The sequence below is a fragment of the Vibrio fluvialis genome, assembly GCF_900460245.1.
GTDB lineage: Bacteria > Pseudomonadota > Gammaproteobacteria > Enterobacterales > Vibrionaceae > Vibrio > Vibrio fluvialis.
In genome coordinates this window covers 2490576-2516989 of the sequence record NZ_UHIP01000001.1, presented here as the reverse complement: position 1 = coordinate 2516989, position 26414 = coordinate 2490576, and the positions used below count along the sequence as shown (strand labels likewise).

General features: G+C 48.9%; 27 protein-coding genes and 1 other RNA gene. 19 read left to right on the top strand and 9 right to left on the bottom strand.

Features of this window, described 5'->3' with window-relative positions; translation table 11 throughout:
• The first annotated feature begins 8 nt into the window (after positions 1-8).
• From DYA43_RS11750 to luxS, 4 genes are all read left to right on the top strand, one after another.
• Complete coding sequence (locus DYA43_RS11750; protein ID WP_061056874.1) at positions 9-2864, top strand: M16 family metallopeptidase; 2856 nt, start codon at positions 9-11, stop codon at positions 2862-2864.
• A 100-nt stretch (positions 2865-2964) separates the two neighbouring features.
• Positions 2965-4530: a glutamate--cysteine ligase gene (gene gshA / locus DYA43_RS11745; RefSeq protein ID WP_061056873.1), complete on the top strand. Its 1566-nt coding sequence runs from the start codon at positions 2965-2967 to the stop codon at positions 4528-4530.
• Between the two features lies 1 nt (position 4531).
• The gene (locus DYA43_RS11740) at positions 4532-5134 is read left to right on the top strand and encodes a transglycosylase SLT domain-containing protein (RefSeq protein WP_061056872.1); all 603 of its coding nucleotides are present in this window, start codon (positions 4532-4534) and stop codon (positions 5132-5134) included.
• Between the two features lie 25 nt (positions 5135-5159).
• The gene (gene luxS, locus DYA43_RS11735; RefSeq protein WP_020330449.1) at positions 5160-5678 is read left to right on the top strand and encodes an S-ribosylhomocysteine lyase; all 519 of its coding nucleotides are present in this window, start codon (positions 5160-5162) and stop codon (positions 5676-5678) included.
• A 68-nt stretch (positions 5679-5746) separates the two neighbouring features.
• Here luxS and DYA43_RS11730 read toward each other — a convergent pair whose 3' ends face one another.
• Both DYA43_RS11730 and DYA43_RS11725 read right to left on the bottom strand, forming a co-directional pair.
• Positions 5747-7021, bottom strand: coding sequence for an HlyC/CorC family transporter (locus DYA43_RS11730; protein ID WP_020330450.1), 1275 nt, complete (start codon positions 7019-7021; stop codon positions 5747-5749).
• 89 nt (positions 7022-7110) lie between these two features.
• The gene (locus tag DYA43_RS11725; RefSeq protein ID WP_020330452.1) at positions 7111-7905 is read right to left on the bottom strand and encodes a cytochrome C assembly family protein; all 795 of its coding nucleotides are present in this window, start codon (positions 7903-7905) and stop codon (positions 7111-7113) included.
• A gap of 212 nt (positions 7906-8117) precedes the next feature.
• On the opposite strand from DYA43_RS11725, the gene ffh reads away from it, so the two are divergent.
• The 5 genes from ffh (at position 8118) to rplS (ending at position 11722) form a co-directional block, all read left to right on the top strand.
• Complete coding sequence (gene ffh / locus DYA43_RS11720; RefSeq protein WP_020330453.1) at positions 8118-9500, top strand: signal recognition particle protein; 1383 nt, start codon at positions 8118-8120, stop codon at positions 9498-9500.
• A gap of 225 nt (positions 9501-9725) precedes the next feature.
• Entirely contained in the window at positions 9726-9974 is a 249-nt protein-coding gene (gene rpsP / locus DYA43_RS11715) for a 30S ribosomal protein S16 (RefSeq protein ID WP_020330454.1), read from the top strand.
• A 27-nt stretch (positions 9975-10001) separates the two neighbouring features.
• The gene (gene rimM / locus DYA43_RS11710; protein WP_020330455.1) at positions 10002-10556 is read left to right on the top strand and encodes a ribosome maturation factor RimM; all 555 of its coding nucleotides are present in this window, start codon (positions 10002-10004) and stop codon (positions 10554-10556) included.
• Between the two features lie 27 nt (positions 10557-10583).
• Entirely contained in the window at positions 10584-11327 is a 744-nt protein-coding gene (gene trmD / locus DYA43_RS11705) for a tRNA (guanosine(37)-N1)-methyltransferase TrmD (RefSeq protein ID WP_020330456.1), read from the top strand.
• A gap of 41 nt (positions 11328-11368) precedes the next feature.
• Positions 11369-11722, top strand: a complete 354-nt coding sequence (gene rplS, locus DYA43_RS11700) for a 50S ribosomal protein L19 (protein ID WP_020330457.1) — start codon at positions 11369-11371, stop codon at positions 11720-11722.
• 77 nt (positions 11723-11799) lie between these two features.
• On the opposite strand, the gene degS is transcribed toward rplS, so the two are convergent.
• From degS to zapG, 3 genes are all read right to left on the bottom strand, one after another.
• Positions 11800-12861: an outer membrane-stress sensor serine endopeptidase DegS gene (gene degS / locus DYA43_RS11695; RefSeq protein ID WP_020330458.1), complete on the bottom strand. Its 1062-nt coding sequence runs from the start codon at positions 12859-12861 to the stop codon at positions 11800-11802.
• Between the two features lie 163 nt (positions 12862-13024).
• Positions 13025-14392, bottom strand: a complete 1368-nt coding sequence (locus DYA43_RS11690; RefSeq protein WP_032082328.1) for a DegQ family serine endoprotease — start codon at positions 14390-14392, stop codon at positions 13025-13027.
• Positions 14393-14528: 136 nt separating this feature from the next.
• A complete protein-coding gene (gene zapG, locus DYA43_RS11685) occupies positions 14529-14975 on the bottom strand; it encodes a Z-ring associated protein ZapG (protein WP_020330460.1) in 447 nt (148 codons plus the stop codon).
• Positions 14976-15127: 152 nt separating this feature from the next.
• On the opposite strand from zapG, the gene zapE reads away from it, so the two are divergent.
• The 8 genes from zapE (at position 15128) to sspB (ending at position 21458) form a co-directional block, all read left to right on the top strand.
• Positions 15128-16231 (top strand): cell division protein ZapE, encoded by a 1104-nt coding sequence (zapE, locus tag DYA43_RS11680; RefSeq protein WP_020330461.1) that lies wholly within the window; start codon positions 15128-15130, stop codon positions 16229-16231.
• A 222-nt stretch (positions 16232-16453) separates the two neighbouring features.
• Positions 16454-16882, top strand: coding sequence for a 50S ribosomal protein L13 (gene rplM / locus DYA43_RS11670; RefSeq protein ID WP_020330462.1), 429 nt, complete (start codon positions 16454-16456; stop codon positions 16880-16882).
• A gap of 15 nt (positions 16883-16897) precedes the next feature.
• Positions 16898-17290, top strand: a complete 393-nt coding sequence (rpsI, locus tag DYA43_RS11665) for a 30S ribosomal protein S9 (RefSeq protein WP_004723802.1) — start codon at positions 16898-16900, stop codon at positions 17288-17290.
• 351 nt (positions 17291-17641) lie between these two features.
• Positions 17642-18235 carry a ubiquinol-cytochrome c reductase iron-sulfur subunit gene (gene petA / locus DYA43_RS11660; protein WP_020330463.1) on the top strand — a complete coding sequence of 198 codons (594 nt, stop codon included), beginning with the start codon at positions 17642-17644 and terminating at the stop codon, positions 18233-18235.
• Positions 18235-19500: a cytochrome b gene (locus DYA43_RS11655; RefSeq protein ID WP_020330465.1), complete on the top strand. Its 1266-nt coding sequence runs from the start codon at positions 18235-18237 to the stop codon at positions 19498-19500. The genes petA and DYA43_RS11655 overlap by 1 nt, the downstream gene beginning before the upstream one ends.
• Positions 19497-20234 (top strand): cytochrome c1, encoded by a 738-nt coding sequence (locus tag DYA43_RS11650; protein ID WP_032082332.1) that lies wholly within the window; start codon positions 19497-19499, stop codon positions 20232-20234. Before DYA43_RS11655 ends, DYA43_RS11650 begins: the two co-directional genes overlap by 4 nt.
• Positions 20235-20335: 101 nt before the next feature.
• Complete coding sequence (gene sspA, locus DYA43_RS11645) at positions 20336-20971, top strand: stringent starvation protein SspA (protein ID WP_020330467.1); 636 nt, start codon at positions 20336-20338, stop codon at positions 20969-20971.
• Positions 20972-20981: 10 nt separating this feature from the next.
• Positions 20982-21458, top strand: a complete 477-nt coding sequence (sspB, locus tag DYA43_RS11640) for a ClpXP protease specificity-enhancing factor (RefSeq protein WP_061056871.1) — start codon at positions 20982-20984, stop codon at positions 21456-21458.
• Positions 21459-21520: 62 nt separating this feature from the next.
• On the opposite strand, the gene DYA43_RS11635 is transcribed toward sspB, so the two are convergent.
• Genes DYA43_RS11635 through DYA43_RS11620 form a run of 4 tightly spaced genes read right to left on the bottom strand, consistent with a single transcriptional unit; the run spans position 21521 to position 24848 of the window.
• Positions 21521-22090, bottom strand: a complete 570-nt coding sequence (locus DYA43_RS11635) for a BON domain-containing protein (protein WP_020330469.1) — start codon at positions 22088-22090, stop codon at positions 21521-21523.
• A gap of 3 nt (positions 22091-22093) precedes the next feature.
• Positions 22094-22684, bottom strand: coding sequence for a phosphoheptose isomerase (locus DYA43_RS11630; RefSeq protein ID WP_020330470.1), 591 nt, complete (start codon positions 22682-22684; stop codon positions 22094-22096).
• A 3-nt stretch (positions 22685-22687) separates the two neighbouring features.
• Entirely contained in the window at positions 22688-23056 is a 369-nt protein-coding gene (locus DYA43_RS11625; RefSeq protein ID WP_061056870.1) for a YraN family protein, read from the bottom strand.
• A complete protein-coding gene (locus tag DYA43_RS11620) occupies positions 23043-24848 on the bottom strand; it encodes a penicillin-binding protein activator (protein ID WP_061057238.1) in 1806 nt (601 codons plus the stop codon). The genes DYA43_RS11625 and DYA43_RS11620 overlap by 14 nt, the downstream gene beginning before the upstream one ends.
• A gap of 69 nt (positions 24849-24917) precedes the next feature.
• Here DYA43_RS11620 and rsmI point away from each other — a divergent pair, with 69 nt between their 5' ends.
• Positions 24918-25781, top strand: a complete 864-nt coding sequence (gene rsmI, locus DYA43_RS11615; RefSeq protein ID WP_020330473.1) for a 16S rRNA (cytidine(1402)-2'-O)-methyltransferase — start codon at positions 24918-24920, stop codon at positions 25779-25781.
• Between the two features lie 91 nt (positions 25782-25872).
• Positions 25873-26266: RNase P RNA component class A (rnpB, locus tag DYA43_RS11610), an RNA gene on the top strand.
• Positions 26267-26414 lie beyond the last annotated feature (148 nt).

Sequence of the window (26414 nt, the reverse complement as noted above, 5' to 3'; positions counted from 1 at the left end):
GAGAAGTCATGAGAAAACTCTGGTTTGGTGCTTTTTCTCTTATCGCCTTGTACGGCTGCACATCGACAACGGCACCTGTTTCGCTTTTCTCATCTCTACCTTCCGGTGTTTCACTGGTTGAAAAAGTGGATGCACAACCGGGAAAAGTGATGATCCCGTACTCCAAGTACCGTCTTGATAATGGGTTGACGGTGATTCTGTCGCCGGATCACTCTGATCCATTGGTGCATGTGGATGTGACTTACCATGTAGGCTCAGCGCGCGAAGTGGCGGGTAAGTCCGGATTTGCCCATTTCTTCGAACACATGATGTTCCAGGGCTCGAAACATGTCGGCGATCAACAGCATTTCCGTATCATTACTGAAGCGGGTGGTTCATTGAATGGTACCACCAACCGTGACCGCACCAACTACTACGAGACGGTGCCGTCCAATCAATTGGAAAAAGTGTTGTGGCTGGAATCGGATCGCATGGGCTTTTTGCTGGATGCGGTGTCGCAGCGCAAATTCGAAATTCAGCGCGATACAGTGAAAAACGAGCGCGCGCAAAACTATGACAACCGTCCCTATGGTTTGATCTGGGAGAAAATGAGTGAGGCCATCTATCCGGAAGGTCACCCATATTCCTGGCAAACGATTGGTTACGTGCAAGATCTGGATTGGGTTGACGTCAATGATCTGAAAGCTTTTTTCCTGCGCTGGTACGGACCGAACAATGCGGTATTAACCATTGGTGGTGATATTGATGTGGATAAAACGCTGGCGTGGGTGAGCAAATACTTTGGCTCGATTCCGAAAGGACCAGAAGTGGATAATGCACCGAAGCAGCCAGCGAGCTTACCGCAGGATCGTTTTATCACCCTGCAGGATCGTATTCAGCAACCTATGGTGGTGATTGGCTGGCCAACTGCGTATCGCGGTGCCGAGGATCAGGCCTCATTGGACGCCTTAGCAAAAGTGTTGGGTAGCGGATCCAACAGTCTGCTCTATCAGAATCTGGTTAAAACGCAAAAAGCGGTTGATGCGGGTGCCTTCCAGGATTGTGCGGAGCTGGCGTGTACTTTCTACGTTTACGCGATGGCACCTTCAGGTGACAAAGCACAGCTTAAACCGCTGTATCACGAATTGATGCAGACGTTGCAGCAATTCAAGCAATCGGGTGTTGATAAAGCACGTCTGGAGCAGATTAACGGCATGGCGGAAGCCAACGCGGTATTTGCGCTGGAAAGTGTGCAAGGCAAAGTCACTCAGTTAGCGAGTAACCAGACTTTCTACGGTCAGCCGGATCGCATCGAAACGCAATTGGCCGAATTACGCGCCGTCTCTCCGCAGTCGGTGTCGCAGGTGTTTAACCAGTACCTCGATGGTCAGCATAAAGTCACACTGAGCGTCGTGCCAAAAGGTCAAACGCAACTGGCGGTTCAAGCGGATAACTTTACACCGCCAGAGCGGGCTGTACCTGAGTATCACAAAATTAGCGACAGTGACCTTCATTATCGCGCAGTGAAGGACAATTTCGATCGTTCACTAATGCCTAAAGTCGCAGAAGCTGTGCAGGCGCATATGCCGCCGCTGTATGACATCTACTTTGACAACGGAGCAGAACTGCTGGGCACCCAGACGACCGAAACGCCAACCGTGCTGGTGGAAATCAAACTGCCAGCGGGGGAACGCCACGTGGTGCCGGGCAAAGAAGGGTTAGCCAATCTGACCGCAGCAATGCTGGAAGAAGGTTCCACCACCCGCGGTGTAGAACAGATTCAGGCACAACTGGATAAGTTAGGTTCTCAGGTCAGCGTCAATGCCAATGCGTATTCAACCAGCATTGTGATTTCGAGCTTGAAAAAGAACCTGGCCGAAACCATGAATGTGGTTGAAGAGGTGCTGTTCAAACCTGGCTTCAGAAAAGAGGACTTTAACCGCATCAAGCAGCAGATGATCCAGGGCGTGGTGTACCAGCATCAGCAGCCTAGCTGGCTGGCTTCGCAGGCGACACGTCAGGTATTGTTCGGGGATTCTATTTTTGCTCGGGCCAGTGATGGTACGGAAGCTTCGATTGCGGCTCTGACACTTGATGATGTGAAGAATTTCTACCGTAAATACTACACGCCACATGGCGCGCAGATTGTGGTTGTGGGAGATATCGGTAAACGCGAAGTGCGCAAGCAACTGCAGTTCTTTGCCAACTGGCACGGAGAGGCGTCTCCGCTTCTGCGTCCGCAAGTGGTGCCGAATCTCGGTGGTCAGAAAATCTACTTAGTCGACAAGCCGGGAGCGCCACAAACCATTGTTCGCCTGGTGCGTCGTGGGTTGCCGTTTGATGCCACTGGTGAGCTTTATCTCAGCCAGCTTGCCAACTTTAATCTGGCGGGCAACTTCAACAGCCGTATCAACCAGAACCTGCGTGAGGACAAAGGCTACACCTATGGTGCCAGCAGCTATTTTGTCAGCAACCGAGAGGTCGGTGGGATTGTGTTCAATGCTCAAGTGCGCGCCGACTCGACTGTGCCATCGATCATTGAGATGGAAAAAGAGATGGATCGCTTCAGCAAACAAGGAATGACCAACGAGGAAATGAAATTTTTACGCCTCGCGGTCGGTCAACAAGATGCTCTGAGTTACGAAACGCCATCACAGAAAGCGCAGTTACTCAGTAGTATTCTGACTTACAGCTTAGATAAAGATTATCTGCAGCAACGCAATGACATCGTCAAAAGCGTGGATAAGTCGACACTGGATGAACTGGCGGCGAAATGGTTTGTACCCGCGGATTATCAAATCATTGTTGTGGGAGATGCCAAATCGCTGAAGCCACAGCTAGAAAAGTTAACTATTCCCGTAGAAGAGCTTGAAATCATCCGCTAGAGTACACATTAAAGAGGAGGCGAAGTTCCGCCTCCTGCTTCTATCGTGGCGGGTTAAGCTCAGCTTCATTGGATTTATACACATATAAGCGAATCTCATTTTGACTAATTTTGCCGCGCGACTTGAACGAGTTGCTAATCAACCTGAAGTGTTTCAACAGTTTGGCCGAGGCGTTGAACGTGAAACGCTGCGTTACACTCCTGAGGGGGCAATTGCTCAAACACCTCATCCAACAGCACTGGGTTCGGCACTGACCAATAACTGGATCACGACGGATTTCGCAGAATCTCTGCTGGAGTTCATCACTCCGGTTTCTCATGACGTTCAGGCGCTGATGTCGCAACTGGCGGACATTCATCATTTTGCCCAGACGAAGATTGGTGAAGAAAAATTGTGGCCGCTCTCAATGCCGTGTTATGTCGGCAGCGAAGACGATATTACGCTGGCGCAATATGGCACTTCCAACTCCGGACGCATGAAAACACTATACCGTACGGGCCTCAAACGCCGTTACGGCAGCCTGATGCAAATCATTTCTGGTGTGCATTTCAACTTTTCCTTCCCGGATTCGTTCTGGGATGCCCTGTATGGTGAACAGTCAGAGGAAGAGCGTCAGGCCACGAAATCGGACGCCTATTTTGCGCTGATCCGTAACTATTACCGCTTTGGCTGGTTAATTCCTTATTTCTTTGGTGCTTCACCTGCGCTGTGTTCGTCGTTCATTCAGGGGCGCGAAACGTCACTAGAGTTTGAGAACATCGGCCATACGTTGTATCTGCCGCATGCGACATCACTGCGTTTGAGCGATCTGGGTTACACCAACCACGCGCAAAGTGTGCTGCGAATTGGTTTCAATGGAATTGAGCAATATCTGACTGGCCTCAATGCGGCCATTCGCACACCTTCCGATGAGTTTGCCCGCATTGGGGTGAAAGTAGATGGTGAGTACCGTCAGCTCAATAGCAATGTACTGCAGATTGAAAATGAACTGTATGCTCCGATCCGTCCTAAACGTGTGGCAAAAAGTGGCGAAAAGCCGTCTGAAGCGCTGGCTCGTGGTGGCGTGGAATACATCGAAGTTCGTTCGCTGGATGTGAACCCATTCAGCCCGGTCGGTATTACCGAGCAGCAGGTTCGTTTCCTCGACCTATTCCTGACTTGGACTGCGCTGTCGGATTCAGATCCGATGGACAATTGCGAACTGGAATGTTGGCGTGATAACTGGAGCAAAGTAGTACTGGAAGGGCGTAAGCCTGGTCTGGAACTGCAAATTGGCTGTCACGGTGAGAAATTGTCGCTGCAAGCCTGGGCCAAACGCGTATTTGCTGATTTGTCTCTGATTGCTGAACTGATGGATTCAGTGCATGGCTGCAGTGCATATCAGGATGTGTGTCGCGAGCTGGAAAGTTGGATCGATCATCCGGAACGTACGTTGTCAGCACAAATTCTGGAGCTGACCAAACAGCACGGCGGATTAGGGAAAACGGGGTGTGCGCTGGGGCTTAAATACCGTGAACATAACCTGAATCATCAATACGAGGCATACTCTGCCCAGTTGATGGAAGAGGAAGTAGTGCGTTCTGTGGCAGCTCAGAAGCAGATTGAGCAACAAGACGAACTCAGCTTTGATGCCTTTCTTGAACACTACTTTGCCTACCTGAAATAACATGGCGGTGGCGAAATGGTTATCTGTTAGCACACTTCTGCTTTTGGCGGGGTGTGCGACGTCGCCACCCAGCAAACAGAACAACCTATGTGAAATCTTTCGTGAAAAGCCGCAGTGGTATGAAGATGCGGTGGAGATGCAGGATGAATGGGGGACTCCGATTCAGATTGCAATGGCGATCATCAAACAGGAAAGCAGTTTCCGCCATGATGCGAAGCCACCGAAAGATTATCTATTGGGTTTTATTCCATGGGGTCGGGTCAGCAGTGCTTATGGCTATGCTCAGGCGCAAGACCCTGCCTGGGACGATTTCCTGCGAGCCACGGACTACGGCGGTTCGCGCACCAATTTTGATGATTCGTTAATGTTTATCGGCTGGTACACCAGCGAAACACAAAAAACACTTGGGGTATCGAAGTGGGATACCTATCATCAATATCTCGCTTATCATGAAGGACGAGGTGGCTTTAAACGCAAAAGTTACCAATCGAAACCGACTTTGATCAAAGTGGCTCGTAAAGTCGAGCAACAGGCAAAAGACTACGGATGGCAACTGAAACAGTGCCGTCAGGAATTAGAAGACAACCGAAGCTGGTTTTTCTGAACTGGCATGCAATGGAGAAAGGACAATGCCATTATTAGACAGTTTTACCGTCGATCACACTCGCATGAACGCACCGGCTGTGCGTGTTGCGAAAACCATGCAGACGCCAAAAGGCGACACCATTACGGTGTTTGACCTGCGTTTTACGATGCCAAACAAAGACATTCTGTCAGAGAAAGGGATTCACACTCTTGAGCATCTTTACGCGGGCTTTATGCGCGCGCATCTGAACGGTGCGAACGTGGAAATCATCGATATTTCCCCAATGGGCTGCCGTACAGGTTTTTACATGAGCCTGATTGGTGCGCCAAGTGAAGAACAGGTGGCTGCCGCTTGGTTGGCTGCAATGCAAGATGTTCTGAAGGTGGAAAGTCAGGACAAGATTCCTGAACTGAACGAATACCAGTGTGGTACGGCAGCGATGCACTCGCTGACGGAAGCTAAAGCGATTGCAGAGAAAGTGATTGCCGCAGGCATTCAGGTCAACAAGAATGATGAACTGGCACTGCCAGAGTCAATGTTGAAAGAGCTGAAAGTACACTAAGGCTAAGAACGAGAAAAAGGCTTGGGATGACCAAGCCTTTTTTGTATGCGTTGTGAGTGCGAGTAACGCTACGCCTTCTTATTTTTGCGTGGATACACTCGAACCAGTTTGATACGGTTTTCTTCCAGCTCGACGATCTCCATTGGGTGACCAGCGACTTTGACACTCAGGTGACTGGCTGGAATCTCTTCGAGATGTTCCAGAATCAAACCGTTCAGTGTGCGTGGACCATCGGTCGGGAATTTCCACTTCAGGCTCTTGTTGATATCACGAATATTGGCGCTGCCTTCAATCAAAAAGCTGCCATCGCCTTGCGGTGTAATTTCATCCGCTAAACTCGGCGCAATGGATGTGGTGAACTCGCCGACAATCTCTTCCAGAATATCTTCCAAGGTGATGAGACCAATAATGTCACCGTACTCATCCACGATGAGGCCGATGCGCTCTTTGTTGCGTTGGAACTTAAGCAACTGCACGTTAAGTGGTGTGCCTTCCGGAATGAAATACACTTCATCGGCGGCACGCAATAACGTTTCTTTGGTGAACTCATTTTTCTCCAACACGAAGCGCGCCGCTTCACGCAAACGCAACATGCCGACCACTTCATCAATATGATCGCGATACAACACCACTCGGCCATGAGGTGAGTGGGTTAGCTGACGCACAATTGATTTCCAGTCATCGTTAATGTTGATGCCAGTAATTTCATTGCGCGGAATCATAATGTCGTTGACGGTAACGTGTTCCAGATCGAGGATCGACAGCAACATGTCCTGGTGGCGGCGTGGGATCAGGCCGCCAGCCTCATTCACCACCGTACGCAGTTCTTCTGAGCTGAGCGGGTCATCGCCACCATGCTGCGCAGACAGACCCAGCAGACGAATAAAACCGTTGGTAATAAAGTTGACAAACACCACCAGCGGCGACATCACTTTCATCAGAATAGAGAGCAGAATACTGCTGGCGTAAGAGACGCGTTCCGGATACAGCGCCGCCAGTGTTTTCGGCGTGACTTCGGCAAACACCAGAATCACTAAGGTGAGCACACCAGTAGCAATCGCAACGCCGATATCGCCATACAAGCGCATGCCCAAAATGGTGGCGATTGCGGAGGCCAGAATGTTAACCAGGTTGTTACCGATCAGAATCAGGCCGATCAAACGGTCAGGACGGCCAAGCAGCTTTTCAACGCGTTTGGCCCCTTTGTGGCCAGTGTTCGCTAAGTGCTTTAGGCGATAACGGTTCAGCGACATCATGCCTGTCTCTGAACCGGAGAAGTAGGCGGAAATAATAATAAGACACGCGAGTAGCGCAAATAAGATACCCGTTGATATGTCGTCCAAAACGCTTGTTTTCCTTATAACTGTTTTCGGTAATTAATGGCCTATCCCAGGCGGGGTGTCAATGTCGATTAAGGTCTAACCCGTTGACCTTAGCGCAGAATAATCTCTCTGACAAATCGGCTGCCAAAGTACGCCAGCGTCAGTAAGGTCGCACCGGCAACAGCAAACCAGGTAACTTTGCGTCCGCGCCAGCCTTTCTGATAGTGACCCCAAAGCAGGATGGAATACACAATCCAGGCAATGAAGGAGAGTATGCCTTTGTGCGCTTTCCCTTGGGCAAACATATCCTGTACGAACACAAAACCAGTGATCAGTGTCCCGGTCAGCAGCAGGTTACCGATCAGAATGATCTTAAACAGCTGACGCTCGACCATGAGCAGTGGCGGCAGGTTAGGGTTAATGGTCAGCCCTTTTTTCTTCTTCAGCTTGTAGTCCAGCCAGGCTAGCTGCAGCGCATAGAGAGCACCAATCGACAAGGTAGAGTAGGAGAAGAGTGCTAAAGAAATGTGAAACATCAGCTTGGGATCATTTTCCAAATGGGTAATGAAGGTTCCGGGTAGGAACGCCGCCGCTGACAGATTAATGGCAGAGAAGCTGTACACCACTGGCAGTAAAAACCACAGTCGTGCTTTGAACATTGCCAGGCTCATGACCAGTGAAATAATAAAGCTGATCAGCGAGGCCACGTTGAGGATACTTAGGTTTTGACCACTGCCGTGCAGGATCAGGTCACTCAACAGCCAAGCGTGAAACAACAGCGCCAGTGCGGCACTGATAAACACCGTTTTAGCTTTGATCCCGGTTTGGTTGGCCAGCCCTGGCACGATCGTCGCGATTGACAGTACATACAAGATGGCGGCAACGATAGCGATTAAGTTGTCCATGCTTCTCACAAAAATGGTTGCTGAATTAGCGAATTATACCCTGCCTAACCCCAATGAGCTACGCCGGATCGTGATCGATTTTGAGAGTTGAGATATCGCGATATAGCCCAATATTATAAAGAAACGTGGATGCAACCTCGCAATGGGTATGCCTATTCATTTGGCTAAGGTATACTCACCGATATTAATCGCCTTATCGCGAAGAGAAAAAGATGTTTGAGAATTTAACGGATCGATTGTCCAAAACGCTGAAAAATATCAGCGGTAAAGGTCGTCTTACTGAAGACAACATTAAAGAGACGTTACGCGAAGTACGTATGGCTCTGCTGGAAGCAGACGTTGCGTTGCCGGTCGTACGTGAATTTGTCAGCCGCGTAAAAGAGAAAGCGGTTGGCGTTGAAGTTTCAAAATCCCTGACGCCAGGCCAGGAATTCATCAAAATCGTTCGCGGTGAACTCGAAGCGGTGATGGGGGAGTCCAATGAAGCTTTGAATCTGGCGGCTCAGCCACCGGCAGTGATTCTGATGGCGGGTTTGCAGGGGGCGGGTAAAACCACCTCGGTCGGTAAACTGTCGAAACTGCTGAAAGAGCGCGATAAGAAGAAAGTGCTGGTGGTTTCAGCTGACGTATATCGCCCTGCGGCGATCAAACAGTTGGAAACGCTGGCCAATGATCTCGAGGTGGATTTCTTCCCATCGTCTCCGGATCAAAAGCCTATTGATATTGCTAATGCGGCGATTGACCATGCGAAGAAGAAATTCTTTGATGTGCTGATTGTCGATACCGCGGGCCGTCTGGCGATTGACGAGCAGATGATGGGCGAAATCCAAGATCTGCATAAAGCGATTAAGCCAGTTGAAACGCTATTTGTGGTCGATGCAATGACCGGCCAGGATGCAGCCAACACGGCGAAGGCGTTTGGTGATGCACTGCCGCTAACCGGTGTGATTCTGACGAAAGTCGACGGTGACGCCCGTGGCGGTGCTGCGCTGTCCGTGCGTCATATTACCGGGAAACCGATCAAGTTCCTTGGTGTGGGTGAGAAAACCGACGCGCTGGAACCTTTCCACCCGGATCGCGTGGCCTCACGTATTCTGGGTATGGGTGATGTCCTGTCGCTGATCGAAGATCTGCAACGCAATGTCGACCAGGAAAAAGCCGAGAAACTGGCGAAGAAATTCAAAGAGAAGAAAGGCTTCGATCTGGAAGATTTTCGTGAACAGCTAGGCCAGATGCAGAACATGGGCGGCATGATGGGGATGCTGGATAAGCTGCCAGGTATGTCTCAGCTGCCTTCGGACATCAAAGACAAAGTCGATGACCGTATGTTCAAACAGATGGAAGCGATCATCAGTTCGATGACCATGAAAGAGCGTCAGAACCCTGAACTCATCAAAGGCTCACGTAAGAAACGCATCGCGGCAGGTTCAGGGACGCAAGTTCAGGATGTTAATCGCCTGCTGAAGCAGTTCACGCAGATGCAGAAGATGATGAAGAAAATGCAAAAAGGCGGCATGAAAGGCATGATGCGTAACATGCAAGGCCTGATGGGTGGTGGTGGCGGAGGCTTCGGTGGCGGATTTTTCGGCCGCTAAGCATCCATGTGAGTGAGACAACTTTCTGATCCTAAGTTTTCAAACTGTTATCGAGCTCACGGTATTTTGCCCCCACTTTTGGTGGTGAAAAAATAGCTAAAACCCTTGCAATGCCTCGGAATAAGAGTAAAATTCCGGGGCTTTATTTTGGCACGAGACCCCAAACTGTTTCTGATAAGCGGTTATTGGGGTTAATTTTATTTTTGAGAAAGCAAAGAGGACGACATGGTAACCATTCGTTTGGCACGTCACGGCGCTAAAAAGCGTCCATTCTATCAAATCGTTGTTGCTGACAGCCGCAACTCTTCTACTGGCCGTTTCATTGAGAAAGTGGGTTTCTTTAACCCAACAGCTCAAGGTCAAGAAGAAGGCCTACGCCTGGATCTAGAGCGCGTGAACCACTGGGTTTCACAAGGCGCATCTGTATCAGATCGCGTAGCTAAGCTAGTTAAAGACGCTCAAAAAGCGGCTTAATTCTTACTTAGTAAGTAGCACTAGTTTATGTCGATGAAAGGTAAAGAAACGATGAGCAAGCAAGACGAAAAAATTGTTGTAGGTAAGTTTGGTGCTTCTTATGGCATTCGTGGCTGGCTTAAGGTTTTTTCCTATACAGACGACGCTGAGAGCATTTTTGATTACAGCCCGTGGTTTGTTAACCATAAAGGCGAATGGGTCGAGTACAAAGTAGAAGGCTGGAAACGCCATAACAAAGGTATGGTGGTGAAACTTCAGGGGCTTGATGTCCGTGAAGATGCGCATCTGCTGACTAACTTTGAAATCGCTATTGACCCTGCATCACTACCTGAATTGTCAGAAGATGAATTCTACTGGCGTGAATTGTTCGGCATGCAAGTCGTGACAACTCAAGGCTATGACCTTGGTGAAGTGGTCGACATGTTAGAAACTGGTTCGAACGATGTTCTCGTGGTGAAGGCGAATCTGAAAGATGCTTTTGGCCAAAAGGAACGATTGATTCCGTTCCTTGAAGAGCAAGTGATCAAAAATATTGATCGCACGGCTCAACGGATCGAAGTTGACTGGGATCCTGCGTTTTAAATTCTGAATCGATAAGGCAGAGAACACATGTGGGTTGGCGTAATTAGCCTATTTCCTGAAATGTTCCGCAGCGTTACCGATTTCGGAGTAACAGGTCAAGCGGTAAAAAAAGGGTTATTGTCAGTTGAGACTTGGAATCCTCGTGATTTCACTCATGACAAACGTCGCACTGTCGATGATAAACCTTACGGTGGCGGTCCTGGCATGTTAATGATGGTGCAACCTTTGCGTGATGCCATTCAGACAGCCAAACAGGCGGCACCGGGAAAGACGAAAGTCATTTATCTTTCTCCTCAGGGTCGAAAACTCGATCAGCAGGGAGTCGAAGAGCTGGCAACCAATGAGAACCTGCTTCTCATCTGTGGCCGCTACGAAGGGGTAGATGAGCGCATCATCGAGTCTGAAGTTGACGAAGAATGGTCAATTGGTGATTTTGTGATGACAGGCGGGGAACTCCCGGCCATGACGCTAATCGATTCTGTCTCTCGGTTTATTCCGGGGGTTTTGGGTGATTTTGCGTCGGCAGAAGAAGATTCTTTTGCTAATGGTCTGTTGGATTGTCCGCACTATACGCGTCCGGAAGTGTTAGATGGAAAGGAAGTGCCTCAGGTGCTGAAATCCGGTAATCACGAGGACATTCGTCGTTGGCGACTGAAACAGTCGCTGGGCCGAACTTGGCTGAGAAGACCAGAGCTCCTGGAAAACCTAGCTCTGACTGACGAACAGGAACAATTACTGGCTGAGTACATCAAAGAGACCCAGACCCAGTAACCTATTAAATTTAGTATCAGTTTATTCTAGGAATTTAGACAATGAGTAACATCATCAAGGCTCTTGAACAAGAGCAAATGAAACAAGACCTACCTCAATTTGCACCAGGTGACACTGTTGTTGTTCAAGTTAAGGTAAAAGAAGGTGACCGTGAGCGTCTACAGGCTTTTGAAGGCGTTGTAATCGCAATCCGTAACCGTGGCCTACACTCTGCTTTCACAGTTCGTAAGATCTCTAACGGTGAAGGTGTTGAGCGTACGTTCCAAACTCACTCTCCAGTAGTGGCTAGCATCGAAGTTAAACGCCGTGGTGCAGTACGTCGTGCCAAACTGTACTACCTACGCGAACTATCTGGTAAAGCAGCTCGTATCAAAGAGAAGCTTGCTAAGAAATAATGCTAGAACTCGCGTTCTCATGAAAAAGCGGAGCCCAATGGCTCCGCTTTTTTGTTTATGCGATGTGTACAGACAGATTATTCGCGAGTATCTTCAGCAATCGTGACTGGTAACGTGATCTCTTCACCTTTACGCAGCAGCGTAAAATTGACTACCGTACCTGGACGTAGGTCGGTGACGGTATCCATCACGCTCTGACGGCCATTGATCTTCTGACCATCAATTTTCAGGATGATGTCTCGTGTCTGGAAGCCTGCCTGAGAGGCCGGGCCGTTCGGATCAATACCGAGTACCACAATCCCGCCAATATGTTCACTGCCGAGCAGGCGTGAGGTCACCGCGTTAATGTCTTGACCATCGACGCCGATATAACCACGAATGACGCGTCCGTCCGCGATGATTTTATCCATGATTTTACTGGCCAGGGTAAACGGGATCGCAAATGAGATGCCGTAAGTTTCCATGTCTGTGGCTTGTTGAAATGACGCCGTATTGATACCGACCAATTCACCTTGCGTATTGACCAGCGCTCCACCGGAGTTGCCTTCGTTAATTGCGGCATCGGTCTGAATAAACGCCTGACGACCATCAGCGCTGATCGAAGAGCGGCCTGTGGCGGAAATGATCCCAAAGGTGGTGGTTTGACCGAGGTTGTAGGGGTTGCCAATCGCAAGTACGACATCGCCTACTTTGGCTTGGTAGTTGGGGTTTTGTGGAATTACCGGTAGATTCGTTCCTTCCACGCGCAGTACCGCGATATCGGTGCGACGATCTTTACCGACTAACTGCGCCGCTGCGACTCGACCATCTTGCAAGGCAACGATAATTTGATCTGCCTGAGCGACAACATGGTAGTTAGTGATGATGTAGCCTTTTTCGCTGACAATCACCCCAGATCCCAGCCCTTGCGTCGACAGCTTGGTTTTATCGCTTTCTGAATACTTACGACTATAGATATTGACGACGGCAGGCGCCGCGCGGCGGACAGCCTCATTGAATGAGATCTGCAGCGAGCCGATATCCGTGGGTTGAGCACTTTTTTCAGGAATCACGTGACTGCGCAGCGATGGCACTGCCGCGATCACGACGGCCGCAGTGACCAGCCCGAGCCCTACTGAACGAACCAGAAATTTCAGCATAAATTCCTCAACCACTTACTCAAAGACCGAAATACAACGGTTACTCATTGATACTCTTATGATGATACGGATAAGTAACGAGTTCGAAGAATAGCATTACCTAGAGAAATAACAAAAGGGCAGCGTAATAAAGCTGCCCTTTTCTGAACTAACCAAACTTTGCTTAACGAACAACCAAGTAGATGGTGCGGTCACCACGTTGGATATTCAATGCCAGTACGTTGGGATTTTTCTCAAGTACGGCTCGCAGCTCGGCAATGTTTTTCACTCGTTTGCGGTTCACACCGATAATGATGTCATCTTTCTGCAACTGATAACCTTCAGCAGGGGAGTCTTTCTCCACCGCGGTGACTTTAACGCCTTGAATGGAATCACTGTCAGTGGTATTGCTCAGCTCTGCGCCAGTTAGGCCCTGATATAATTTATCTGCTTTGGTCTTGTTGTTGCTTTGTTCACCCAGCGTGACGTCGTAGGTTTTTTCTTTACCATCACGAATAACACCGAGTTTGACCGTTTTGCCTGCACCGAGTGTGGCGACTTTGGCGCGAAGCTCGGCGAAGGTTTCGATTTTTTTTCCGTTGACCGAAACAATGATGTCACCCGCTTTGAGGCCTGCTTTATCGGCGGCACTGTCTGGTAGCACCTGACTAACGAATGCCCCTTTGCTCGAGTCGTAGCCTAATGCATCGGCCAGTTCGGAGGTGATTTCTCCACCCTGAACGCCTAGCATGCCGCGTTTGACTTCACCAAATTCCAGAATTTGGTCGGCGAGGTTTTTCATCATATTGGATGGAATCGCAAAGCCGATGCCGACGTTACCGCCATTCGGACCCAGAATGGCGGTGTTGATACCAATCAACTCGCCATTGAGATTGACCAAGGCACCACCTGAGTTACCGCTGTTGATCGCTGCATCGGTCTGAATGAAGTTTTCGAAGTTTTCGATATTCAGACCACTGCGGCCCAGCGCAGAAACGATGCCTGATGTTACCGTTTGACCCAGACCAAACGGGTTACCGATCGCAACGGCAAAATCGCCAACTCGTAGTTGATCCGAATCTGCAATCTTAATTTCCGTGAGATTTTTCGCTTTATCCAGTTTGAGAAGAGCGATATCGGACATCTGATCGCCGCCGACCAGTTCTGCATCATATTCACGGCCATCATGCAGCTGAACGCGTATTTTCTCCGCGCCATTAATGACGTGATAGTTGGTTACGACATAGCCCTTACTGGCGTTAATCACAACGCCTGAGCCCAAACCACGGAATGGACGTTCCTGTAATTGCTCAGTGGGGAAATCCGGGCCAAAGAAGAATCGGAATTGCTCTGGAATGCGTTGGCGAGAGACCTGAGTTCCTTCAACCGCAATACTGACAACGGCTGGAGTGACTTTTTCCAGCATAGGAGCTAGGCTGGGTACTTGCTCTCCACTGACGGAAAGCGGAAGCGCGGCAGAGGCCGGCAAGGGGGTGATGATGGAACTTAAGCTTAGAGACAGAGCGGTTAAGACAAGCAAAGGTTTTTTCATCATAAAACTCCTCATAGATTAACGCCTGGTTACAGTTATATTTGTTACAAAATATAAATCTTCAACAGACTCGTGAGAGTTATGACTCAAAAACCTTTGCAAAGTTCAGTGGTCACTCATTTCAGTGACTGGCGGATCAACTCGCGCGTGCGTTGACCACTTCTGAAGAGTGAATGATCGCTTTCTCTTCAGGTTTCAGAAGGCCGGTTGCACCCAGAGCGTAGTCTTTCGGTGGTTGTTCGAAAGACTCGTCGGAATTTTCTACTTCATTACCGCTATGCTGAGCAATTTTTTTCACAAACGGATTATCTTGCTCTGGCACATTGGGTAACAGCTCAGACGAAGTCTTCGCCATGTGCTGGTAAAGTTTTGTGTAATCTTTACCTAGAGTATCGAGCATTTCAGCTGCCTGCGCGAAATGATCAGCCAGCTCTTGGCGATGCTGTTCAATTTCAAATTTGGCGCTGTCTAAGTCTTTCTGTAGGGACTTCTGAGTCTTGTACTGAGGGGTAGTCAGGCGAGCAATTACGATCCCTGCAACAATCCCCACTAGCAAGCCCACAATGGCATAAATCCAAGGCATAACTGCTCCTTATTGTTGTTATTTAACATGTTTTTCACTGGTTGGTTACACATGTTGTAGGGACATGTTACTATGAGACTGTTGGCGGATAAAGCAAAAAGCATGTGCTTTGAACGTCAGTTTTTTGCCCTTCATTTTTGCAGTAGACACTCATGACACCGAAGCAACGATACGAACAAGATTTAAAACGATCGGATTTTCAAAGAGATGAAGCGCAGGCCCGAGCCGTCGATGGATTGGATGCTCTGTATCATCAGCTGACAGAATTCCTCAATACACCAGTGGTACGACCTTCGCGCTGGCAAAAACTGATGGGAAAAAAAGAACAGTTACCGACGCCACCTAAAGGACTTTATTTTTGGGGCGGAGTGGGACGCGGTAAAACTTATTTGATGGACACGTTCTTTGATGCATTGCCGACTGAACGAAAGATGCGTGTGCATTTCCACCGCTTTATGTACCGCGTGCATGATGAATTGAAACAGCTGGGTGAAACCAGCGATCCGCTTGAACTGGTGGCAGATAAGTTCAGTCAGGAAGCAGTGATCATTTGTTTTGATGAGTTTTTTGTCTCTGACATTACCGACGCGATGATTCTGGGTACGTTGTTCCAGGCGCTATTTCGTCGTGGTGTGGTGTTGGTGGCGACGTCAAATATACCTCCGCACGATCTGTATCGTAATGGCTTGCAGCGCGCGCGCTTTTTGCCAGCAATCGCGTTAATTGAAGCCAACTGTCATATTCTTAATGTGGACAGCGGGGTCGACTACCGCCTGCGCACTCTTGAGCAAGCGGAAATTTATCATTACCCGCTGGATGGACAGGCAAGTGCAAATCTCTGCCAGTACTACAGTCAATTGGTAGGCAAAGACAAACCGAAAGCGAATGAAATAGAGATTAATCATCGCAAACTCAAAGTGATTGAGGCCAGCGATGGCGTGTTGCATGCTTCATTTGCGCAGTTGTGCCAGACAGCGCGTAGCCAGAACGACTATATTGAAATGTCTCGCCTCTATCACACCGTTTTGTTGGCGGACGTCAAACAAATGGATCGTACGTTGGATGACGCTGCCCGTCGTTTTATCGCTTTAGTCGACGAGTTCTACGAACGTCATGTGAAACTGATTATTTCAGCGGAGGTCGCATTGGAAGACCTCTATACTCAAGGGCAACTGGAATTTGAGTTTAAGCGTTGCCAGTCAAGGCTGATAGAAATGCAAAGTCATGATTATTTGGCCAAAGAGCATCTGGCTTAAGAACAATCTTTCCCAGAAACAGGGCAAAGAAAAAAATTGTGATTTTGTGCAAAAAGAGGTGATTTTTTCCGCGCTCTTCTCTATAATCCTGCGACCCACCGTTACTGCAGGTCTTTTTAGACCGAGAGTGCCACCCACTCGAAGGGGTGATGACTGGGCTCTTAGACAGTGGGAGCGAATGCTCCTTTAAGTGTAAATTTGATTAAACGGGTTATTATTAGCATGAAAACTTTCGTTGCTAAACCAGAAACTGTAAAACGCGACTGGTACGTTGTAGACGCTGAAGGTAAAACTCTTGGCCGTCTAGCAAGTGAAATTGCATCTCGCCTACGTGGCAAACACAAAGCTGAATACACTCCACACGTTGACACTGGTGATTACATCATCGTTGTAAACGCGGAGAAAGTTGCTGTAACTGGTAACAAAGCTAAAGACAAGATGTACCACCGTCACACTGAATTCCCAGGTGGCCTAAAGTCATTCAGCTTCGAGAAGCTGATTGAGCGTAAGCCAGAGATGGTACTTGAGCTAGCGGTTAAAGGTATGCTTCCAAAAGGTCCTCTAGGCCGTGCTATGTACCGTAAGCTGAAAGTTTACGCAGGCGCTGAGCACAACCACGCTGCTCAACAACCTAAAGTACTAGACATCTAATCGGGGATTTCGGAAATGGCAGAGAATCAATACTACGGCACTGGCCGTCGCAAAAGCTCAGCTGCACGTGTTTTTATTAAACCAGGCAGCGGCAACATCGTAATCAACAAGCGTAGCCTTGATGAGTACTTCGGTCGTCCAACTTCTCGCATGGTTGTTAAACAACCTCTAGAGCTGGTTGAGATGGTTGAGAAACTAGACCTGTACATCACTGTTAAAGGTGGTGGTATTTCTGGTCAAGCAGGTGCTATCCGTCACGGTATCACTCGCGCTCTGATGGAATACGATGAATCTCTACGTCCTGTTCTACGTGCTGCTGGCTACGTTACTCGTGACGCTCGTCGCGTTGAACGTAAGAAAGTTGGTCTACGTAAAGCACGTCGTCGTCCACAGTTCTCTAAGCGTTAATCTTTTCATTACGAAAAGAATCTCGCTTTCCAGTGTTACTGGAATGTGGTTCAAAAGCTCGGCATTTGCCGGGCTTTTTGTTTTTCTACGCAAAAGTTTTTGTGTATTTACACAAAAGAAATTCCTTTCTCACAAGTCACTTCATCACCCTTTCTTCCAATAATGTCCCTTTTGTGACCTCGCGTGCGAATTACTGCACGAATGTTACCAAAAGGTAGCTTTATCTTGTCAAAAAGTAGGGTTTTATTTATCATTTCACATCAAATAAATACAACGAAAACCGTATTTTGTTAGCCATGCTCTTAAGCGGAATAACAGGAATCCACAAGGAGCAAATGGGAGAATGTCTGGATGAGCAATGCGCCTTTGAACAACGGTCGCAGACGTTTCTTAACCGCTACAACAGCTGTTGTGGGTGGTTTGGGAGCGGCTGCTGTTGCCGTACCTTTTATCAAATCGTGGAACCCAAGTGCGAAAGCGAAAGCGGCGGGTGCCCCTGTCGAGGTTGACATCAGTAAACTCGAAGAAGGGCAAATGGTCCGTGTTGAGTGGCGAGGTAAACCTGTATGGGTTGTACGTCGTTCTCAATCTGTAGTTAATGCTTTAAAAGAGCATGACAATCAGCTTCGTGATCCGAACTCTAATGAAGAACAACAACCTACCTACGCTCAAAATACCTATCGCTCAATAAAGCCTGAATACTTTATTGCCGTCGGTATCTGTACTCACTTAGGTTGTTCACCAACCTATCTGCCTGACTCTTTTAACGAACAAGTTCAAGGGGTTAAGTCAGGTTTCTTCTGTCCATGTCACGGTTCGAAATTCGACATGGCTGGTCGTGTATTCCAAGGTGTACCTGCTCCACTTAACCTTGTGATTCCAAAGTACATGTACCTGAGCGATACCAGAATTGTTATCGGCCTTGATGAAACAGGGGAGGCATAATGCAAGCTCTACTTGATTGGGTGGAAAAACGCCTGCCCGCAATGAATGCGTATAAGAAGCACCTTTCTGAATACCCAATGCCGAAGAACTTTAACTTTTGGTACCTTTTTGGTTCCTTGGCAATGTTGGTGCTGGTTAACCAGATCCTAACTGGTATCTGGCTGACGATGAACTACGTTCCGTCTGGTGACGGTGCGTTTGCGTCTGTTGAATACATCATGCGTGATGTGGATTACGGTTGGTTGCTGCGTTATATGCACTCAACTGGCGCATCGGCATTCTTTGTCGTGGTCTACCTGCATATGTTCCGTGGTCTGATCTACGGCTCATACCAGAAACCTCGTGAGCTATTGTGGATCTTCGGGATGTTGATCTTCCTGGCGCTGATGGCAGAAGCTTTCATGGGTTACCTACTGCCTTGGGGCCAGATGTCTTACTGGGGTGCGCAGGTAATCATTTCTCTGTTCGGTGCCATTCCGGTTATCGGGGATGATCTGACGCTATGGATTCGTGGTGACTACGTTATCTCCGGCGCCACACTGAACCGTTTCTTTGCTCTGCACGTCATTGCATTGCCGATCGTTCTGCTGCTGCTGATCGTGCTGCACATTCTTGCTCTGCACGAAGTGGGTTCGAACAACCCGGATGGTATCGAAACCAAACTGCCGAAAGGCACGATGGGCGACGATTACCAGAGCCAGTTCAAGTTCCACGAGTACTACACCAAGAAATACGACATCATCGATTCGATTCCTTTCCATCCTTACGGTACGGTGAAGGATCTGGTGGGTGTCGCTGGTTTCTTGTTCTTGTTCTGTTACGTGCTGTTCTTCAACCCAGAGATGGGGGGGTACTTCCTTGAGCCGCCTAACTTTGAAGCTGCAAACCCGCTGAAAACGCCACCGCATATCGCTCCGGTTTGGTACTTCACACCGTTCTACGCAATTCTGCGTGCGGTACCGGATAAGCTGCTGGGCGTTGTCGCGATGGGTGCCTCGATTGTTGTGTTGTTTGTTTTGCCTTGGCTGGATCGCTGTAAAGTGCGTTCATACCGCTACCGCAGCAAACTTCACCTGGCGAACATCATTCAATTTACCATTTGTTTCATTGCCTTAGGTGTTTTGGGTGCGCTTCCTGCAACTCCAACGTATACCTTACTGGCTCGAATCTTTAGTTTGGGTTACTTCATGTTCTTCGTTCTGCTGTTCTTCTACAGCAAAAACGAAGCAACCAAGCCACTACCAAAGAGGGTGACATTCAAATGAAAAAATGGATTGTAATTTTGTTTGCAATGCTGCCTTCATTGGCGATGGCAGCAGGCGGTAACGTGCATCTGGATAAAGCGGGGAATGACTTGTCTGATACCGCTTCTCTGCAACGCGGCGCCAAACTGTTCATGAACTACTGTTTCGGTTGTCACTCAACGCAGTATCAACGTTATGAGCGCGTGGCGACAGACTTGGGGATCCCAGCGGATCTGATGAAAGAGAATCTGATTTTCAATCCGCAAACCAAGATCGGTGAGCTGATGGAAAACGCGATTCCGGATAAGTCAGCGGCCAAATGGTTTGGTGCTCCACCACCTGACCTGACGTTGGTGGCTCGTGTGCGTGGCGTGGATTGGTTATACACCTACCTACGTTCATTCTATGCCGATCCAAGTCGTCCATTTGGCGTGAACAATATTGTCTTCCCAAGTGTCGGTATGCCACACGTTCTTGAAGAACTACAAGGCACTCCGGAACCTGTTTTCGGTTCACACATGGTTGATGGCGAAGAAGTGAAAGCTGTTGTTGCCACCAAATCGCAAGGCAATGGTGAGCTGAGCACTGGCGAATACGATCAAGCTGTTCGCGATCTGGTGAACTTCCTAGAATATTCCGGTGAACCAGTGAAACTTGAACGTCAGGCGATGGGCTGGTGGGTGATGGCCTTCCTTGTTCTGCTGACGATCGTTGTCGTGGCGCTGAAGAAAGAGTATTGGCGTGATGTGCACTAATTGTGCTACGATGTCGTGCTAATTCTCGATTAATCGAATCATCAATGGAGGCTTAGCCTCCATTGTTTTTTTATATCTGTAAGTGTGTGCTGGAGGGCTCCATGGCTGTAGCTGCCAATAAACGTTCTGTGATGACTCTATTTTCAAGTGCATCTGATATGTATAGCCATCAGGTTCGTATTGTGCTGGCTGAAAAAGGTGTCAGTGTTGAAGTTGAGCTGGTTGATGAAGATAACCTACCTGCGGATCTCATCGAGCTGAACCCATACAAAACGGTACCAACGCTGGTTGACCGTGAGCTTGCGCTTTATGACTCAAAAATCATCATGGAATACCTTGATGAGCGTTTTCCACATCCACCATTGATGCCAGTGTATCCTGTTGCCCGTGGTAACAGCCGTCTGATGATTTACCGTATCGAGAGAAACTGGTATTCACTGGCGAACAAAATCATCAAGGGTTCTGCTGAAGAAGCAGAATCGGCACGTGTCAAACTGCGTAACGATCTACTGACACTTGCACCAGTATTTGCGGAATACGAATACTTCATGAGTGAAGAATTCAGCCTGATCGATTGTTACCTGGCTCCGCTATTGTGGCGTTTGCCTGTTCTGGGTATCGATTTGATTGGCCCGGGTTCAAAAGAGCTGAAGATTTACATGAACCGCGTATTTGAACGTGATTCATTCTTGGCTTCTCTGACAGAAGCTGAACGTGAGATGCGTTTAGTTCGTTAATGGTAGTCTGATGGATATCGAACACATGACTCCCCGCCGACCATTTATGCTGCGCGCATTTTATGATTGGTTGCTGGAAAATGAACTGACGCCACATTTGGTGGTAGATGCCACACTGCAAGGTGTAAGAGTACCGATGGAATATGTTCAGGATGGTCAAATCATTCTGAACGTTGCTCCTCGAGCTGTCGGTAACCTTGAGCTGGGCAACGATGAGGTGACTTTCAATGCTCGCTTTGGCGGTCGCCCACATCTGGTTGTGGTTCCTATGTACGCGATTCAGGCTATCTATGCTCGTGAGAACGGCGCAGGAACAATGTTTGAACCTGAGGAAGCTTACATGGATGCTCAAGAAGCGGGTATCTATGAAGAAGAACCAGCAGAAAGTGGTTTGAGCGAAGTGACGTCAGAGGCACCAGCAAACACTGCTGAATCTGATGAGGCACCGCGCCCGAAAGGCAAGCCAAGTTTGCGTGTTGTAAAATAACTCAGCAAGATAAAACAAAAAAGCAGCGTGAATACGCTGCTTTTTTTATGCCGAAGATTAGGCTAGTCCGCGTATTCGAAGGCTCGAATTACTTGTTTTACTCCTGAAATGTTGCGCGCAACGTCTGTCGCGATGTTCGCATGTTCACGAGAAATGTATCCCAACAGATAAACTTCACGGTCTTCGGTAATCACTGAGACTTTCACACCATTAAGCTCTGATTTTGCCAGCAGTGCTGATTTCACTTTGGTCGTGATCCAGCTGTCGTTACTGATTTCACCAAACGACAAAGGTGCTTTTATCTTTACCTGATTGTGTAGTTCTTTGACATCTTTTAACTTTTGCACCTGAGCAACAAATTGATCCAATAATTCAGGGGTGCGTGATTGGCCAATCAGAATCACGGTTCCTCGGAATGAACTGGCGGTAATACGCATCTGATTCTGGAACGGTGGCTTATTACTCAGCCCTGTCACTTCGAGTTCCAGATTGCTGTCTTTCCAGATTTCTTGAGTGGAGCGCGGATCGGTCGCAATGTTAACGGTGGTGGCAGCACCAGCGATAAACAGTCCAGCGCAGCCGGATAAGGTCATCAGTGTCGCCAGAACGGCAAATAGGCGTAAAGTCTTCATCGATTACTCTTCGTGAGCGGGGAACAGAACCTGGTCAATCAAGTCACACAGACAGTGCAACGTGACCATATGAACTTCCTGAATACGAGCGGTACGTTGGGATGGAATACGAATTTCGACGTCGTTTTCTCCCAGTAAGCCTGCCATTTCACCGCCATCTTTGCCTGTCAGAGCAATAATGGTCATGTCGCGTGTTACCGCGGCTTCCATCGCTTTGATGATGTTCTTGCTGTTACCACTGGTGGAGATGGCCAGTAGAATATCGCCTGGCTGACCAAACGCACGTACTTGTTTAGAAAAAATTTCCTGATAGTGATAGTCGTTGGCAACGGCAGTCAATGTGGTGTTGTCAGCGGTTAGTGCCATCGCTGGCAGGCTTGGGCGCTCAGTTTCAAAACGGTTAACTAAACAGGAAGTAAATTGCTGCGCATTAGAGGCGGAGCCGCCATTACCACAACACAGAATCTTGCTGCCGTTGAGCAGGCTGGCCACCATGGCTTGTGCTGCGTGCATAATCGCATCAGGTAGCGCTTCGGCTGCGGCGATTTGAATTTGAATGCTTTCGGTGAAACTGTCTTTAATGCTGTCGAGCATTGATTATCCTTCAGTGATTGCGTTTTTTATCCAGTCAATTTGGCGGCCTTCATCGTGGATAGCCACCACATCGAAACGAAAATCGGTGTTGTCGGCGCAGAGGCCTTGCTTGAGCATCCACCAATTTGCCGCTTTGATCAAGCGTGCTTGTTTCTGTCTGGTGACCATTTCAGCAGCATGGCCGTGACGTTGGTTCTGACGATACTTCACTTCGACAAACACCAGCGTTTGATTTTCCCGCATAATTAAATCCAGTTCACCGCCGCGAATCTGGAAATTTTGTTCGATAAGAAACAAACCGCGGCGGCGTAAATACTCCGCCGCCGTAGTTTCATAGTGTTGTCCGGTCTGGCGGCGACTAAAGAGCCCCATGCTCCGCCCAACTGATTTCACGTTGCACTACGCATTGTTCATCAATGCCCAGTACACCGGTTTGGCCTTCAATCGTATAACCTTGGACGACTTTCATCTGTGGGAGTTCCACCATGAGTTTGTATGCGTCCATCCCCATGGCTTGCAGGCGACGCTCGGCATTGGTGGATTTTGGCCACAGTTTATTCATCTGTTCTGAGACGTCCGGCGTCGGATGAATCAGCAAAGGAATGTCACTGTAAGTCACGCCGGTCAAATCTTCATACTGACGGCCACCGCTGTTGCTGGCGGAGTTAGAGAACAGTTTTGGCGGCTTGGTATCCGGGTTGATCGCCACTTCAATAAACGGCTTGATTAACGTCAGATCAGCACTGTTGGCCACGATGTATACCGCGTCGATGTCACGACGGCTGCGTGGCTGGCTTTCCATTTTCAGACCCGTTAAGGCTTCCATCTGAGCAATATTCTGCTGGCTGTCCTGCAGACCGAATACGTTATTGATGTTGCGCTGCAACTGACGACGATCGCCGTACTGGTTCACCGCCACCTTGTTTTTGCTGTATTTGTGCCACTCTTCATCGAAGGCCTCAACCACACGCTCGCCGTAACTGCCCTGAGGCGCTAAGACCAGTGGGTAACGATAACCTTCAGTAAACAGATGTTTAGCCGCCTGAGCGACTTCCTGCTCCGGTGACAGTGCGAGGTAACAAGTGTCTGAACCATCGATCACTTGATCCGGAATATTCAGCGCCAGTGTCGGAATTGATTGCCCACGTTCTTGCTGGAATTGTTGCAGTTTCTCAATGTTGCCTTTAATCAGCGGACCAACCACGAAGTCGATGTTCTTCTCTGTCAGTGTTGCATCCACAGATTCCAGCGTTTCGGCGTTGGTATCCATGATGGTCAGGGTCGCATTGGGATCGCGGTCTTCGTCATTCATCATCGCCATGATGAAACCGTCGCGAATCAGTTGAGCGGGTTTCGAGAATTTACCGGTCAACGGCAGCAGCAGCGCAGTATGTTTCGGCTTAATGATCTCAAGGGCCAAAATGTCCTGAATGGATTTAGGGGTGTAGATTGCCGCTGGATGATCTGGGTTTTCTGCCAACCATTTCTCGAGCGTGTTTTTTAGCTGAGGCAGGTCACTACCCATAGTTTTGACATAAATGGCCAGTTGCAGCCAGCCATCCAGCTCCGCTTCATTCGGTTCGGCAGATAGCTTGGTGATCGCATAGCCTGAGTAGTGGTTGAGATTGGTCCAGATTTGATCGGCCAGGGCTTCTTGTTGATCGCTGTCGGCCAGATCATACAGTGCGACCAGTTCGCGACTTGAGTCAAACGAGCGATCAAGCGCGGTGAAAATGTCGGCACGCAACTGGTGGTACTCCTGCCACTGTAGTGTCGGCAGTTGCCAGTTAGGCTTGAAGTTAAGCAGATTCAGCGCGTCTTTGTATTTTTCCGCGTTGACCAACAACTGCGCGCGAGCCAGTTGCCATTCGGCTTGCTGGGTTTCGCTCAGGTTCTGTTTGGCCAGACGACGAATCAGCAGATCAGCCTGTTCTGTGTTGTTTTCAGCAATCGCGGCTTTCAAGGCCATGATTAACCAGTCATTTTGCAGGCTGCCTTGACTGCTGTCTGCCTGCATCAGGTAAGTCTGTGCCGGCAGGCTCGGTTCGCCGGTAATATCCACCAAAAGCGGGGACGTCGGCGTCGAGGAACAGGCGGCCAGGGTAATTGCTAATGCAACGGGAGTGAGTAAGCGTGGTACACTGCGTCTCTGATGGTTTTTCATAGCCATGAGTTCTTTCGTTAATCCGTGTAAAATTGTCTCTATATTAATCGTTGAAGTGATGGTAAACAAATGACAGATAACAAAACCTTGCCTGCAGAAGTCCCAACTTTGTACATAGTTCCGACTCCGATTGGCAACTTAGGGGATATTACCCAACGTGCCCTCGATGTGCTTTCAAGTGTTGATGTTATCGCCGCAGAAGATACCCGCCATTCAGGCAAACTGCTTGCGCACTTCAATATTCAAACTAAGACGTTCGCTCTGCATGATCACAATGAACAGCAAAAAGCTCAAGTTTTAGTTGAGAAATTGTTGGCCGGACAGTCGATCGCGTTGGTATCGGATGCCGGTACACCACTTATTAGTGATCCAGGTTATCATTTAGTCACCCAATGTCGTCAGGCGGGTGTTAAAGTTGTGCCACTTCCTGGTGCGTGTGCGGTGATCACGGCATTGAGTGCCTCTGGTCTGCCATCCGATCGATTCAGTTTCGAAGGTTTTTTGCCGGCCAAAAGCAAAGGGCGCAAAGACAAGTTTATGGAAATCGCCAAGGCTGAGCGTACCTGTATTTTTTATGAATCACCGCATCGTATTACGGAATCGCTGCAGGATATGCTGGACGTCTTAGGGCCAGAGCGTGAAGTCGTGCTGGCTCGTGAACTGACCAAAACCTTTGAAACCATTCAGGGCATGCCGTTGGGCGAACTGATTGAGTGGATTGAAGCAGACGATAACCGCAAAAGAGGCGAGATGGTACTGCTGATCCACGGTTATCGTGACAGCGCAGAAGACGTCTTGCCAGAAGAAGCGCTACGTACTTTGGGGATCCTGACCAAAGAACTGCCGCTGAAGAAAGCGGCGGCGATGACGGCGGAAATCTACAATCTGAAAAAGAATGCACTTTACAAATGGGGACTGGACAATCTTGGCTAACTGCTGAACTTCTGACCAGTTGCGCTGAAAATACGTTGTGAGGACGATTCCTCCTAGACAGTGAGGTACGATGCCGATAGAATTCGCGCCTGGAGTTGACTGGGTAGTCGCTGCCTTATTGACGTCCCTTGACCTTGTGTTGGGGAGACTGATAAGGGGGAGGAAAGTCCGGGCTCCGTAGAGCAGGGTGCCAGGTAACGCCTGGGGGGCGCAAGCCTACGACAAGTGCAGCAGAGAGAAGACCGCCGATGGCCCGCAAGGGATCAGGTAAGGGTGAAAGGGTGCGGTAAGAGCGCACCGTGCGGCTGGCAACAGTTCGTAGCAAGGTAAACTCCACCCGGAGCAAGACCAAATAGGCCTCCACATAGCGTTGCTCGCGTTAGGAGGCGGGTAGGTTGCTTGAGCCAGTGAGCGATTGCTGGCCTAGACGAATGGCTACCGCCGCGCAAGCGGAACAGAACCCGGCTTACATGTCGGCTCCACCTATTCAGACCCATCATAGCTTCGCGGTTATGATGGGTTTTTTGCTTTTTATTGACTTAGACGATAGTAAAACCATTAAACTTAGCGCAATGTCACGTCCTGTAACTGCTTTTATGGCTAGCAGTAGTGTGGGAAAACGGTACACTACAA